Annotated in this window: 17 protein-coding genes; 6 read left to right on the top strand and 11 right to left on the bottom strand. The window is 73.8% G+C overall.

Annotated elements, in window-relative coordinates:
• Nucleotides 1–6 precede the first annotated feature (6 nt).
• From hemQ to ACFQ8E_RS02020, 4 genes are all read right to left on the bottom strand, one after another.
• Entirely contained in the window at nt 7–771 is a 765-nt protein-coding gene (gene hemQ, locus ACFQ8E_RS02035) for a hydrogen peroxide-dependent heme synthase (protein WP_430548894.1), read from the bottom strand.
• Nucleotides 772–790: 19 nt separating this feature from the next.
• Nucleotides 791–1,936: a ferrochelatase gene (locus ACFQ8E_RS02030; RefSeq protein WP_430548893.1), complete on the bottom strand. Its 1,146-nt coding sequence runs from the start codon at nt 1,934–1,936 to the stop codon at nt 791–793.
• A gap of 115 nt (nt 1,937–2,051) precedes the next feature.
• Nucleotides 2,052–2,546, bottom strand: a complete 495-nt coding sequence (locus tag ACFQ8E_RS02025) for a MarR family winged helix-turn-helix transcriptional regulator (protein WP_430548892.1) — start codon at nt 2,544–2,546, stop codon at nt 2,052–2,054.
• Between the two features lie 79 nt (nt 2,547–2,625).
• Complete coding sequence (locus ACFQ8E_RS02020) at nt 2,626–3,387, bottom strand: isoprenyl transferase (protein ID WP_430548891.1); 762 nt, start codon at nt 3,385–3,387, stop codon at nt 2,626–2,628.
• Between the two features lie 258 nt (nt 3,388–3,645).
• Between ACFQ8E_RS02020 and ACFQ8E_RS02015 the strand changes: the two genes are divergently transcribed.
• A complete protein-coding gene (locus ACFQ8E_RS02015) occupies nt 3,646–4,419 on the top strand; it encodes a hemolysin III family protein (protein WP_430548890.1) in 774 nt (257 codons plus the stop codon).
• A 45-nt stretch (nt 4,420–4,464) separates the two neighbouring features.
• Here the strand turns inward: ACFQ8E_RS02015 and ACFQ8E_RS02010 are convergent, their stop codons facing one another.
• The 3 genes from ACFQ8E_RS02010 to mca are packed head-to-tail and all read right to left on the bottom strand — an operon-like array spanning nt 4,465 to nt 6,661.
• Nucleotides 4,465–5,430 (bottom strand): carbon-nitrogen hydrolase family protein, encoded by a 966-nt coding sequence (locus tag ACFQ8E_RS02010; protein WP_430548889.1) that lies wholly within the window; start codon nt 5,428–5,430, stop codon nt 4,465–4,467.
• A complete protein-coding gene (locus tag ACFQ8E_RS02005; RefSeq protein ID WP_430548888.1) occupies nt 5,427–5,789 on the bottom strand; it encodes a hypothetical protein in 363 nt (120 codons plus the stop codon). The genes ACFQ8E_RS02010 and ACFQ8E_RS02005 overlap by 4 nt, the downstream gene beginning before the upstream one ends.
• The gene (mca, locus tag ACFQ8E_RS02000; protein ID WP_430549034.1) at nt 5,786–6,661 is read right to left on the bottom strand and encodes a mycothiol conjugate amidase Mca; all 876 of its coding nucleotides are present in this window, start codon (nt 6,659–6,661) and stop codon (nt 5,786–5,788) included. The genes ACFQ8E_RS02005 and mca overlap by 4 nt, the downstream gene beginning before the upstream one ends.
• A 107-nt stretch (nt 6,662–6,768) precedes the next feature.
• Between mca and ACFQ8E_RS01995 the strand changes: the two genes are divergently transcribed.
• From ACFQ8E_RS01995 to ACFQ8E_RS01975, 5 genes are all read left to right on the top strand, one after another.
• The gene (locus ACFQ8E_RS01995) at nt 6,769–7,212 is read left to right on the top strand and encodes a DUF4307 domain-containing protein (RefSeq protein ID WP_430548887.1); all 444 of its coding nucleotides are present in this window, start codon (nt 6,769–6,771) and stop codon (nt 7,210–7,212) included.
• A 193-nt stretch (nt 7,213–7,405) separates the two neighbouring features.
• Nucleotides 7,406–7,888, top strand: a complete 483-nt coding sequence (gene greA, locus ACFQ8E_RS01990) for a transcription elongation factor GreA (RefSeq protein ID WP_429764557.1) — start codon at nt 7,406–7,408, stop codon at nt 7,886–7,888.
• Between the two features lie 286 nt (nt 7,889–8,174).
• A complete protein-coding gene (gene ectA / locus ACFQ8E_RS01985) occupies nt 8,175–8,810 on the top strand; it encodes a diaminobutyrate acetyltransferase (RefSeq protein ID WP_430548886.1) in 636 nt (211 codons plus the stop codon).
• A gap of 171 nt (nt 8,811–8,981) precedes the next feature.
• Nucleotides 8,982–10,241 carry a diaminobutyrate--2-oxoglutarate transaminase gene (gene ectB, locus ACFQ8E_RS01980; RefSeq protein WP_430549033.1) on the top strand — a complete coding sequence of 420 codons (1,260 nt, stop codon included), beginning with the start codon at nt 8,982–8,984 and terminating at the stop codon, nt 10,239–10,241.
• 45 nt (nt 10,242–10,286) lie between these two features.
• Nucleotides 10,287–10,691: an ectoine synthase gene (locus tag ACFQ8E_RS01975; protein WP_430548885.1), complete on the top strand. Its 405-nt coding sequence runs from the start codon at nt 10,287–10,289 to the stop codon at nt 10,689–10,691.
• 106 nt (nt 10,692–10,797) lie between these two features.
• Here the strand turns inward: ACFQ8E_RS01975 and ACFQ8E_RS01970 are convergent, their stop codons facing one another.
• Genes ACFQ8E_RS01970 through ACFQ8E_RS01955 form a run of 4 tightly spaced genes read right to left on the bottom strand, consistent with a single transcriptional unit; the run spans nt 10,798 to nt 12,993 of the window.
• Nucleotides 10,798–12,105 (bottom strand): RNA polymerase sigma factor, encoded by a 1,308-nt coding sequence (locus ACFQ8E_RS01970; protein WP_430548884.1) that lies wholly within the window; start codon nt 12,103–12,105, stop codon nt 10,798–10,800.
• Nucleotides 12,102–12,446: a YciI family protein gene (locus tag ACFQ8E_RS01965; RefSeq protein WP_430548883.1), complete on the bottom strand. Its 345-nt coding sequence runs from the start codon at nt 12,444–12,446 to the stop codon at nt 12,102–12,104. Before ACFQ8E_RS01965 ends, ACFQ8E_RS01970 begins: the two co-directional genes overlap by 4 nt.
• A complete protein-coding gene (locus tag ACFQ8E_RS01960) occupies nt 12,446–12,835 on the bottom strand; it encodes a YciI family protein (protein WP_430548882.1) in 390 nt (129 codons plus the stop codon). Before ACFQ8E_RS01960 ends, ACFQ8E_RS01965 begins: the two co-directional genes overlap by 1 nt.
• Complete coding sequence (locus tag ACFQ8E_RS01955; protein WP_430548881.1) at nt 12,835–12,993, bottom strand: hypothetical protein; 159 nt, start codon at nt 12,991–12,993, stop codon at nt 12,835–12,837. Before ACFQ8E_RS01955 ends, ACFQ8E_RS01960 begins: the two co-directional genes overlap by 1 nt.
• Nucleotides 12,994–13,011 lie beyond the last annotated feature (18 nt).

The raw sequence follows: 13,011 nt of genomic DNA, 5'->3' as shown, positions 1-13,011 counted from the left end.
CCGCGGTCAGGCGCGGGGCTGCTTCTCCGCCCAGTCGGCGAGGGTGACGCGCGGGCCGGTGAAGAACGGCACCTCCTCGCGCACGTGGCGGCGGGCCTCGGTGGCGCGCAGGTCGCGCATGAGGTCGACGATGCGGTGCAGCTCGTCGGCCTCGAAGGCCAGCAGCCACTCGTAGTCGCTCAGCGCGAACGTGCTCATCGTGTTGGCGCGCACGTCCTTGTAGCCCGCCGCGGCCATGCCGTGGTCGCGCAGCATCGTGCGGCGCTCGGCGTCGGGCAGCAGGTACCAGTCGTAGGAACGCACGAACGGGTACACCGAGAGGTAGTCGCGGGGACGCTCGCCGGCGAGGAACGCGGGCACGTGGCCCTTGTTGAACTCGGCGGCGCGGTGCAGCGCCACGACCGACCATTCCGGCGCGAGCGCCGACCCCAGGCGGGAGGCGCGCAGCCGCTGGTAGGCGCCCTGCACCGACTCGACGGTCGGGCCGTGCACCCACACCATGAGGTCGGCGTCGGCGCGCAGGCCGGCGACGTCGTACACGCCGCGCACGACGACGTCGCCCTCGGCGCGGGCGGGGTCGCGGGCGTCGTCGGGCTGGCCGTCCCAGAGGGCGGCCTCCGCCTCCGCGGCGATCTCGGCGCGCTCGGCGTCGCCCACGGGCAGCGGCTCGGCGGTGGAGAAGACCGCGATCATCGCGTACCGGATCGACTCGTTGATCGCGGCGGCGTCGACGGTCTCGCCGGTGTCGCCGTGGATGTGGCTGTCGGTCATGACGTCCTCTCGGTCCGGGTCAGGAGTGCAGGTCGACGCTGCACAGGGCGGGGATGCCGCTGGGCTCCTCGTCCCGCCGCAGGCAGCAGCCGGGGGCGCACACGGAGCGGAACGCGGGCAGGTTGCCCACCGTCTCCTCCGCGACCTCCTCGCCGCGGGCGATCGCCGCGCGCTCGAGGAGCAGGTCCACCAGGCCGGAGACGAACACCGGGCGCGTGCCGACCGTGCCCGCGCGCACCGCGGTCATGCCGAGCTCGGCCGCGGTGGCCATCGCCTCGGTGTCGAGGTCGTAGGCGACCTCCATGTGGTCGGAGACGAAGCCGATCGGGGACAGGACGACGTCCTTGAGCCCCTCGCCGGCCCGCTCGGTGAGCAGGTCGTTGACGTCCGGCTCGAGCCACGGCTGCGACGGCGGGCCGGAGCGCGAGCAGTACGCGAGCTCCCACTCGACGGCGTGCCCGCGCACCTCGGAGACGACGGCCGCGATGACGGCGGCGACGTCCAGGTGCTGAGCCGAGTACGTGGCGTGCGAGACGCGGGACGCGGCCTCCATCGTGTCGGGGATGGAGTGCGTGACGAAGACGAGCTTGGCCGCGGCCGGGTCGCCGCCCTTCGCCTCGAGCGCCTCGTAGCCCTCGAGCACGGCCTCGGCGTTGGCCGCCACGAAGCCGGGGTGGTTGAAGTAGGAGCGGATCTTGTCGAACTGCACGCCGGTGGAGCCCTCGGAGCCGAGCTGCCCGCGCTTCTCCAGCGTCACCGCGAGGTCCTCGCGGTACTGGCGGCAGCCGGAGTACGAGGAGTACGCGGAGGTCACGAGCGCGACGGCACGCGTCGCGCCGAGACGCTCCAGCTCGTCGATGGCGTCGGTGGTGTAGGGCTCCCAGTTGCGGTTGCCCCACACGACGGGCAGGTCGATACCGCGGTCGGCGAGCTCGGCCTCGAGCGCCGCCTTCAGCGCGAGGTTCTGCTCGTTGATCGGGCTCTTGCCGCCGAAGCCGTAGTAGTGCTCGCCGACCTCCTCGAGCCGCGAGTCGGGGATCCCCTTGCCGGCGGTCACGTTGCGGAGGAACGGGACGACGTCCTCCGGCTTGTTCGGGCCACCGAAGGAGTACAGGAGCAGGGCGTCGTACGGGCCGGCATCGGCCGACTGGGGGGTCAGCGACATGACTGCCATCATGGCACCGGCTCAGGGCCCGGCCCGCCGAGAACGTGCTCCGGCCGACGTGACGTTGAAGGAACGCGTTGTCATCTCGTCGCCGACGTCCCGCACAACCGTCCCGTCAGCCCGACGCCGGACGGTCGGGGATGTCCGCCTGCGCGAGCCGCAGCCGGTCCAGCAGGTCGCGCAGGTGCTCGAGCTCCTCGCCCGGCAGGGCCGGGCTCACGTACTCCGCGATGGTGCGCACGTGCGCGAGCCCGGTCTCGCGCTGGCGCCGCGCGCCTTCCGCGGTGAGCCGCACCAGGGTGCCGCGGGCGTCGTCGGCGGGCACCGACCGCGCCACGAGGCCGCGCCCCTCGAGCCGCTCGACCATCCGCGACAACGACGACTGCGCGATCAGCATCCCCTCGTTGAGGTCGCGCAGCCGCAGCTCGCCCCGCGGGGCGCGCGACAGGGTGAACAGCACGTCGTACTCCCGCATCGACAGGTCGCGCCAGATGTCGTCGGCCTGGAAGCGGCGCATGAGCGTGACCTGCGCCCGGAACAGCGACTCCCAGGCCTCGGCGGCGAGGCGGACGTCGGCCGTGGGGCGGGTCTCGTGCTCGGGCGGGGTCACCGTGGCAGTGTGCCGCACTCCCCGCCGGTCAGGCCTGTCGAAGCGCCGGGTCCGGGCGGTCGGCACCGCCGGGCACCGCTCAGCGGCCGAGACGGCGCTCCCGCCGGGAGAAGTCGCGCAGGGCGCGCAGGAAGTCCACCCGGCGGAAGTCGGGCCAGTACGCCTCGCAGAAGTACAGCTCCGAGTGGGCGCTCTGCCACATGAGGAAGCCGCCGACGCGCAGCTCGCCCGACGTGCGGATGACGAGCTCCGGGTCCGGCTGGCCCTTCGTGTAGAGGTGGGCCGCGATGTCGTCGACGTCGATCCGCTCGGCCAGCTCCTCGAGCGACGCACCCGTCGCGGACTCCTGCTTGAGGTACGACCGGACGGCGTCGGCGATCTCGTGCCGGCCGCCGTAGCCGACGGCGACGTTCACCTGCAGCCCCTGGACGTTCTTCGTGGCCTCCGCCGCGCCGCGCACGGCGTCCGCGAGCTCGCCCGGCAGCAGGTCGAGGCGGCCCACGACGCGCAGCCGCCAGCGGCCCGACTCGGCGAGGTCCTGGACGGCGTCGCGGATGATGTCGAGCAGGTCGGCCAGCTCGGACGCGGGGCGCGCGAGGTTGTCGGTGGACAGCATCCAGAGGGTGACCACCTCGACGCCGAGCTCCTCCGCCCAGCCGAGGAACTCCGCGATCTTGTCCGCCCCCCGCCGGTGCCCGGTGGCAGCGGTCTCGCCGAACGACCGGGCCCACCGCCGGTTCCCGTCGAGGATGACGCCCACGTGCCGGGGCGTCTGCGCCGTCGGCAGCGAGGCGGCCAGGCGCCGCTCGTACAGGCCGTAGAGCAGGTGGGGCATGCGCACGCGGGACCTCGGGGGTTCGGGCCGGACCGCGGGCGCGCGACAGCGCGGGCACCCGGCGGGGGCAGGACGGACGGAGAGCGGGACAACGGTACCGCTCCCGTGGACCCGCAGGTCCAGGGCCTGGGCGACGCTCGGCGACGCCCCGCAACCCCTGCGCACGATCTTCACGGCGCGGGGTCCTCGTGTCCGCGCCGCGTCCCCTACGCTGGCGTAACCTACGGATGCGTAGGTTCGCCGTCCGACCGAGAAGGAGCACCCGTGGCAGCAGCCGCCCAGCCGAACGGCCACCGGGCCGACCGCCTCGACGCGTCCGACGTCGCGGAGGTGGCCCGCGAGGCGAAGGGCGTCGTGGGCGACGCCGTGCAGACCGTGTCGGCGGCGGCCGCCGGGAAGCCGGCGCTCCTCAAGCCGCACCTGCGCGGCTGGATCCACGCCGTGACGACCCCGCTGGCGCTGGCCGCCGCGATCGTGCTGGTCGTCCTCGCCGACACCGCCGCCGACAAGGTCGCGTGCGCGATCTTCGGCCTCACCGCCGTCATGCTGTTCGGCACCAGCGCCGTCTACCACCTCGGCACCGGCACCTGGTCGCCCCGCACCGCCGCCGTCCTGCGGCGCCTGGACCACGCCAACATCTTCCTCATCATCGCCGGCACGTACACGCCCCTGGCCGTGATGCTGCTGCCGCGCGGCACCGCCACCGTGCTCCTCGCCGTCGTCTGGAGCGGCGCGATCCTCGGCCTCGTCGGGCGCGTGCTGTGGATGAGCGCGCCGCGGTGGCTCTACGTCCCGGTGTACGTGGCGCTGGGCTGCGTCGCCGTCGGCTACATCCCGCAGTTCTCCGCGGCGGGCGGCGCCGCCGTCGCGTGGCTGGTCGCCTCGGGCGGCATCGCGTACATCCTCGGCGCCGTCGTCTACGGCACCAAGTTCCCGAACCCGTCGCCCCGCTGGTTCGGGTTCCACGAGATCTTCCACGCGCTCACCGTGGTCGGGTTCACCTGCCACACCGTGGCGATCTACCTGGCGGCCCTGTAGCCGCACGTCGCCGCACGTCGCCGCACGCGGCCGGGCCCGGCGGGCTCAGCCCGCGGGCACCACCAGGTAGCGCCGGTTCGCCAGCGACGGGTTCTGCCGACGCACCTGGGCCAGCGGCTCCGGGTCCAGGTCCACGGTGCGCACCTGCGGGGTCTCGTCGAGCTCGAGGCCGACGACGCCGTCCGGCCCGGCCAGGAGCGACCGGCCCACCAGCCCGGGGCCGGACATCCCGACACCGATCACCACCGCCGTGTTCTCGATCGCCCGCGCGCGCAGCAGCGTGCGCCAGTGGTCCGCCTTGAGCGGACCGTCCACCCACGCCGCCGGGACGACGATGACGTCCGCGCCGGCGTCCACGAGGCGGCGCGCCGACTCCGGGAAGCGCAGGTCGTAGCAGGTGACGACGCCGAACGTGAGGTCCCCCAGCCGCAGCACGAGCGGGGGCACGCCGGCCGGACCGGCCTCGAGGCGGTCGGACTCGCGGGTGCCGAACGCGTCGTACAGGTGCACCTTGCGGTACGCGCCGACGACGGAGCCCGTCGCGTCGACCGCGACGACGGTGTTGAAGGCGCGCGTCGGCGGCTCGGGCGCCGAGCCGACCGTCGGCGTCGTCCCCGTGATCGCGGGCAGCGACCCCGTGACCGCCGGGAACGACCCGGTCACGGCCGGGAAGGCCCCGCTGACGGCGGGGAACGCGCCCGTCACCGTCGGGTGCTGGCCCGTGCTCGCCGCCGGCGCGCCGTAGGCCGGCAGGGTGGTGCCGGCCACCACCGCGATGCGGTACCGCGCGGCGTGCTGGCGCAGGGCCGTGACGAACGGGCCGTCGAGCGGCTCCGCGTGCTCGACGCCGACGCCGTGCGGGTCGTAGCCGGAGGAGTACTCGGGCAGCACCAGCAGGTCGGCGCCGACGCGGCCGGCGGCGAGGAAGGCCTCGGCGACCGCCTCGCGGTTGGCGTCGTGGTCGGCCGTGATCGCGAGCTGTCCGACCGTGACACGCACGCTCGTGCTCATCGCCCGGGCTCGCCGTCCGTGCCGCCGCTCCTGCCGTCGTCGTCGGTACCGTCGTCGCCACCGTCGCCCGTGCCATCGTCGCGCGGCCCCCCGTCGGGCGCCCCGGGGCCCCGCCCCGGGCCCTGGAGACCGAAGTGCTTGGGCTCCTCGAGCGGGATGCCCTGCTCCTCGGCGTTGCGCTGCGCGCGGCGCAGGTGCCGCGTGAGCGACAGGAAGAGCAGCACGCAGGCCACGGCCACCGCGAACGTCGCGACGAACCCGGCGAGGCCCGGCGTCACCTGGAGCTCGTCCGGCCCCTGGGTCGGGCTGGGGCTCGGGCTCGGCGCGGCGGCGAGCAGGGTCGCCCAGGCGGCGCTCATCGGTCGCCCTCCCGCAGGCCGGCGAACAGGTCGTCCTCCGGCAGCGACGTCGGCACGCGGGAGTCCGCGAGCTCGAACTCCTCGGTGGGCCACACGTCGGCCTCGAGGTCGCGCGGCACGGCGAAGAAGAACCCGTCCGGGTCGATCTGCGACGCGTGCGCCACGAGGGCCGCGTCGCGCTGGGCGAAGAAGTCCGCGACGGCCACGTGCGTGGTCGCCTCCCGCTCGGGGATCTCGCGCGCCGCGCGCGACTCGATCCAGTCGCCGAACGGCGACTCCAGGCCGGCGCCCTGCATCGCCTCGTGCACGGCGCGCATGCGCGCCATCGAGAAGCCGTGGTTGTAGTAGAGCTTGAGCGGCTCCCAGGGCTCCGCGCCGCCCTCGACGACGTACCGGGAGGCGTCGCCCGCCGCGTGGTACGCCTCGAACCCCACCTCGTGGCACTTGATGTGGTCGGGGTGCGGGTACCCGCCGGACGGGTCGTAGGTCGTCATGACGTGCGGGCGGAACTCGCGCACGAGCTCCACGAGGGGCGCGGCCGCCTCGTCGAGCGGCGTCAGGCCGAACGAGCCCTCGGGCAGCGGCGGCAGCGGGTCGCCCTCCGGCAGCCCGGAGTCCACGAAGCCGAGCCACGTCTGCCGCACGCCGAGCGCCTCGGCCGCGGCCGCCATCTCCAGGCGGCGCACCGCCAGGCGGCCCTCGATGGTGTCGAACTCGTGCCCCTCGGGCACCTGGAAGCTCGGGTTGAGGACGTCGCCCCGCTCGCCGCCCGTGCAGGTCACCACGAGCACCTCGACGCCCTCGGCGGCGTACCGCGCGGTGGTCGCGGCTCCCTTGCTGGACTCGTCGTCCGGGTGCGCGTGCACCGCCATCAGACGCAGGGGCTCGGACCGCGGGGTGGGCGGCACGGAGGAGGCGGAGGACAAGGTCCCTCCCGGGGTGACGGGTCGGCAGCGAGGTTCAGGGACAATGGTGCACCATGAGCGAGCCCGTCAGCCCCACTCCGCCCGCCGACCGGTACGGCACGTCGCGTGCTGGACAGGACGGTCGCCAGGACGGCCGACGCCCGCTCGGCACGGGGGCCAAGGTGGCGATCGGCGTCGCCCTCGCGGCGGCCGTCGGCGTGGCCGCCTGGTTCTCGGTCGAGCAGACCCGCCGGGACCCGGTGACGGTGGAGATGGTCGGCTTCGACGTCCGCGACGCCGAGCAGGTGGACGTCACCTTCCAGGTCCACATGCCGCCCGGCACGACGGCGGTCTGCGAGGTCGAGGCGCTCGCGCAGAGCTACGCCCAGGTCGGCACCGTCGACGTGCCCGTCGGGCCTGCCGAGCAGCAGACCTCGACGTACTCGGTGACGGTCCGCACGTCCGAGGAGGCCACGACCGCCGTCGTCGAGTCCTGCGACGTCCCCGACGCGCCCTGACACCGCCCCGATCCCGCGTCTCGACCGGGATCACGCTGTTCGCCCAGGGCAGAGGCCTGGGTTCTGGCGCCTCCCCGGGCTATCCTGAGGGATTCACACGCAGTCCTGCCCCAGCCGACGCGCGTGCCGACGCCCGTCGGTCGCCCGCGCACGGCCGAAACAGGCCATCGAGCACCACGAAAGGAGAGCCCTCGTGACCGAGAGCACTGTCACCTGGCTCACCCAGGAGGCTCACGACCGGCTGCAGGCCGAGCTGGAGCACCTCTCCGGCCCCGCCCGCACCGAGATCGCCGAGCGCATCGCCGCCGCCCGCGACGAGGGCGACCTCAAGGAGAACGGTGGCTACCACGCCGCCCGCGAGGAGCAGGCGAAGAACGAGGCCCGCATCCGCGAGCTCACCGAGAAGCTGCGGCACGTGCAGATCGGCACGCCCGCGGACGACGGCGTCGTGGAGGCCGGCATGGTCGTCACCGCGGTCGTGGCCGGGGACGAGATGACGTTCCTGCTCGGCTCCCGCGAGATCGCCGGCACCACCGACCTCGACGTGTACTCGCCGACGTCGCCGCTCGGTGCCGCGATCGACGGGCACCGCATCGGCGAGAAGGTGGCCTACACCGCGCCGAACGGTCGCGAGATCCCCGTCGAGATCCTCAAGGCCACGCCCTTCGCGGGCTGACCTCCCCCGGGCCGCGCCCGGCACCGACGCATGCCATGGGCGTGCCCGTCCCGACGGGCACGCCCATCGTCGTCCCCGGGGTGACGCCATCCGCGACTTCACCCCGTCGGTCTCAGCATCCGAGACGGATGGCGATCCGTAGAACCGTCGATGATCCGTCGATGGTCAACGCGACCTTTCGTTGCGCTGCCAACGATCGGGGACCCGCCGCCGGCGCCGGCCGGTCGAGGAATGGTCATGGCCGAGGTGAACTTTCCCCCGCGATACGTCTATGGTCGATGGCGGTATGGACACGACGGACACCGCAACGACCAACCATTCGACCGACGACAGCTCGACCGACAGCCCGACCGACGCCACGGCGTCGTCCCGCGCCGCGGAGCCCCTCCCGGGCCTCACGGTGCGCCCGCCCACGACGGCGGACGGCGCCGCGATGTGGCGCCTGGCGCGCGACTCGGGCTCGCTCGACCTCAACTCCTCCTACGCCTACCTGCTGCTCGCGGACCACTTCGCCGCGACCTGCCGCCTGGCGTTCCTCCCCGACGACCCCGACGGCCCCGACGGCTCTGACACGGAGGGCGAGCCCGTGGGCTTCGTCTCCGCGTACCGGCTGCCGGCCGACCCGGCCACGCTCTTCGTGTGGCAGGTCGCCGTCGACCCGCGGGCCCGTGGCCGCCGCGTCGCGGGGCGGCTGCTGGACGCCGTCGTCGACGCGACGGCGGCGGGCGACGGCCCCGCCGTCACCCGGCTGCACACCACCGTGACCACGGACAACGTGTCGTCCCGGCGCGTGTTCGCGCGGTGGGCCGCCGGGCGCGGCGCGACCCTGCGCGAGACGACGGGCTACGAGGCCGCACACTTCCCCGACGGCCACGAGGCCGAGCCGCTGCTGGTGATCGAGGGCATCCGCCCTCCCCGTTGACCGACTCCACCATTCAGGTCCCTTAGACCTCGGGCTGCGCCGGTTCGGCGCGCAGGTGACGACGCAGCCCTCTCCACTACAACACCGCACCGGCGCGCACCACCTCAAGGAGTGTCCTTCGTGACAACCCCGACCGTCCCCACCACCGAGGCGTCCGCCGCCGACGACCCGATGGGCTTCACCGCCCTCGAGTCGGAGGTCCGCAGCTACTCGCGCTCCTGGCCCGTCGTGTTCGACCGGGCCTCGGGAGCGACGGTCCACGCCGAGGACGGCACCGAGTACCTCGACTTCTTCGCCGGCGCCGGCACGCTCAACTACGGGCACAACAACCCGCTGCTCAAGCAGGTGCTGCTGGACTACCTCACCGACGACCGCATGGTGCACACGCTCGACATGTTCACCTCGGCGCGCCGCGAGTTCCTCGAGACGTTCAACGAGGTGATCCTGGAGCCCCGCGGCCTGGACCACAAGGTCGTGTTCCCCGGCCCGGGCGGCGCCAACGCGGTGGAGGCGGCGCTCAAGCTGGCGCGCAAGGTGACGGGCCGCGAGTCGGTCATCAACTTCACCAACGCCTTCCACGGCATGACGCTGGGCGCGCTGTCCGTGACGGGCAACTCGATGAAGCGCGGGGGCGCCGGCATCCCCCTGGTGCACGCCACCCCGATGCCGTACGACGACTACTTCGACGGCGACGTGCCCGACTTCGTGTACCTGGAGCGGCTGCTCGAGGACAGCGGCTCGGGCCTCAACGCGCCCGCCGCCGTCATCGTCGAGACCGTGCAGGGCGAGGGCGGCATCAACGCCGCGCGTGCCGAGTGGCTGCGCGGCCTGGCCGACCTGTGCAAGCGCCACGACATCCTGCTGATCCTCGACGACATCCAGATGGGCTGCGGCCGCACCGGCAAGTTCTTCTCGTTCGAGGAGGCCGGCATCGTGCCCGACATCATCTGCCTGTCGAAGTCGATCTCCGGCTACGGCCTGCCGATGGCGCTCACCCTCGTGCGCCCCGAGCTGGACATCTGGGAGCCGGGCGAGCACAACGGCACGTTCCGCGGCTTCGCTCCCGCCTTCGCCACGGCCGCCGAGGCGATCCGCACCTACTGGACGGACGACACGCTCGAGACCGCCACGATCGACAAGGGCGCGCTCGTCGAGGCGCACTTCAACTCTCTCGTCGCCCGCTACGGCGACGACGTGCTGGTGGCCAAGGGCCGCGGCCTCGCCCGCGGCCTGCAGACGCCGGACGGCGAGACCGCGAGCCGCATCTGCGACGAGGCGTTCTCCCGCGGGCTGCTCATGGAGACCTCGGGCCCCGACGGCGAGGTCGTCAAGCTGCTGCCGCCGCTGACGATCACGTACGACGAGCTGCAGCGCGGCCTGCGCATCATCAGCGACTCCGTGGCCGCCGTCCTGCCCGCGCCGACGGCCTGACCCGCACCCGAACCCACCGCTCCCGAACCACCGGAGGTACCACCCATGCTCGTGCGCACGCTCGACGAGATCACCGACACCGACGCCGACGTCAAGAGCGAGAACTGGCGCTCGAAGCGGATCATCCTGGCGAAGGAAGGGGTCGGCTTCTCCGTGCACGAGACCACCCTGTACGCCGGCACCGAGAGCTTCTTCTGGTACGCCAACCACATCGAGGCCGTCTTCATCACGTCCGGCGAGGGCGAGATCGAGGACCTCGGCACCGGCGAGGTGCACCAGCTGCGGCCCGGCTCGCTGTACCTGCTCAACGACCACGACAAGCACAAGGTGCGCCCGCGCACCGACATCACGTGCGTGTGCGTGTTCAACCCGCCGGTCACCGGCCGCGAGGTGCACGACGAGAACGGCGTCTACCCGCTCGTCACCGAGCCGGAGGCCGCCGCGGTCTGACCCGCCCCGCCGCCGAGGTAGGACCGAATCTGCCGAGGTAGTACGTGCCCTCGCGAGGGCTCGTTACTACCTCGGCAGTTCTCGTACTACCTCGGCGGGTTTCGGACTACCTCGGCGCGAGGGCCGCGAGGCGGGCGCGCAGCAGGCGGCGGTCGCCCTCGCGGTCGACCAGGTCGAGGGCGCGGCGCAGCTCGACGACGGCGTCGGCGGGCCGGCCGGCGCGTGTCAGCAGGTCCGCCCGCAGGGCCGGCAGCAGGTGGTAGCCCGCCAGGGCCGGGTCGCGGGCGACGGCGTCGACGGCGGCCAGGGCGGCGTCGGCGCCGCGCACCTCGGCCACGGCCACCGCACGGTTGAGCGCGACGACGGGCGACGGCGCCAGGTCGAGCAGCACGTCGTAGAGCGCCAGCACCTCCGCCCAGTCCGTCTCGGCGGCGGTGCCCGCCCGGCAGTGCAGCGCCGCGACCGCCGCCTGCACCTGGTACGGCCCCGGCCGGCGCGCCGCGAGCGCCGTGTCGAGGACGGCCAGCCCCTCGTCGATCTCGTCGCGGCGCCACCTCGAGCGGTCCTGCTCCGCCAGGGTCAGCGCGACGCCGTCGCCCCCGCTCCGCGCGTCGCGCCGCGCGTGCTGCAGCAGCAGCAGGGCGAGGAGACCGCGTGCCTCCGGCTCCTGCGGCAGCAGCCGGGCGGCGAGCCGGGCCAGCCGCACCGCGTCCCCGGCCAGCGCGCGGCGGTCGGCGCACCCCTCCACCTCGTCGGCGGGCTCGGCCCAGGCGTCGTAGCCCTCGGTGAAGAGCACATAGAGCACCGCGAGCACCGCGTCGGTGCGCTCGGCCAGCAGCCCCGGCGGCGGCACCCGGAACGCGATGCCGGTGGCCCGGATGCGCCGCTTGGCCCGGACGAGCCGCTGGGACATCGTCGCCTCGGGGACGAGGAACGCACGGGCCACCTGCGCCGTCGTCATCCCCGTGAGGGAGCGCAGCGTGAGCGCCACGCGGCCGTCGAGCGGCAGGGCCGGGTGGCAGCACGTGAACAGCAGCCGGACCAGGTCGCCGTCCGGGTCGTCGGGCGACCACCCCTCGTCGTCGAGGCCGCGCTCCACCTCGTCATGCACACCGTCGGCGGCCCGTCCGGGCCCGGCGACGCGCTCGCCCCGCCGCACCGCGGCCTCGCTCTTCTCCGCCTCGACCTGCCGGCGGCGCAGCACGTCCAGGGCGTGCCGCCGCGCCGTCGTCGTGAGCCACGCGCCCGGCCGGTCCGGGACGCCGTCGCGCGACCAGGTGCGCAGCGCCGTGGCGAACGCCTCCTGCGCGGACTCCTCCGCGAGGTCGAGGTCGCCGGTGGCGCGCGCCACCGCGCCGAGGACGCGTCCCCACTCGCTGCGGAACGCGTCCTCGACGGCGTTCGTGGTCGTCACGCCGGCTCGACGCCGTCGGTCGGCCAGAACGGGTGCACCTCGACCGTGCCGCCGCCCCAGGCACCCGGATGCTCGGCGGCGATCGCGAGCGCAGCCTCGAGGTCGGGGGCCTCGACGACGTCGAACCCGCCGATGACGTCCTTGGTCTCGGTGAACGGCCCGTCGGTCACCAGGGGGCGACCGTCGCGAACGCGCACCCGTCGCACGTCGGCCGCGGGGCGCAGCCGCTCCCCGAGCACCCGGGACCCGTCGGCGTCGTGCCGGCGCACCCAGTCGACGATGTCGGGCGTCGGGCCGCGGTCGGGGACGTCCGGCTCGACCACCAGCAGCAGGTACCGCATCAGGCGCCTCCCTCGCGCGTCTCGTCGGCAACGCCGTCGCCCTCGAGCCCGAGCGGCCAGAACGGCCGCAGCTCGATGGCGCCCTCGTGCGCCATGGGGTGCTCGGACGCGATGGTGATCGCCGTGTCGAGGTCGGGCGCGTCGATGACGTCGAACCCGCCGATCGCCTCCTTGGTCTCCGAGAACGGGCCGTCGGTCACCAGTGCGCGCCCGCCCCGGACCCGCACCCCGACCGCGTCGGCGGGCGGGCGGAGCCGGTCGCCCAGCACGGCGGTGCCGCTGCCGTAGTACTTCTCCACCCAGCCCTCGATGGGCGGCGCGCCCGCGGCGTCCTCCGGCCGCAGCTGCGGGTCCTCGGGGGTGGACAGCACCAGCATCAGATACCGCATCAGATCTCCTCGTGGAAGCCGTTGAAGAACACCATCGGTCCGAAGAACGCCACGTCGACCGGGCGGTAGGCGCCGATGCCCAGTCCTTCGCGTCGCACCTCGGCCAGGAACCGCCTCGCCGCCAGGTCATCCTTCAGGATCGTGTCCAGGAAGCGCATCGTCCACCTCTCTTCCCG

This window comes from Isoptericola sp. NPDC056573 (genome assembly GCF_042793335.1).
GTDB lineage: Bacteria > Actinomycetota > Actinomycetes > Actinomycetales > Cellulomonadaceae > Isoptericola.
The sequence above is the reverse complement of the archived record's forward strand: the minus strand, read 5'-3'. Positions and strand labels throughout refer to the sequence as shown.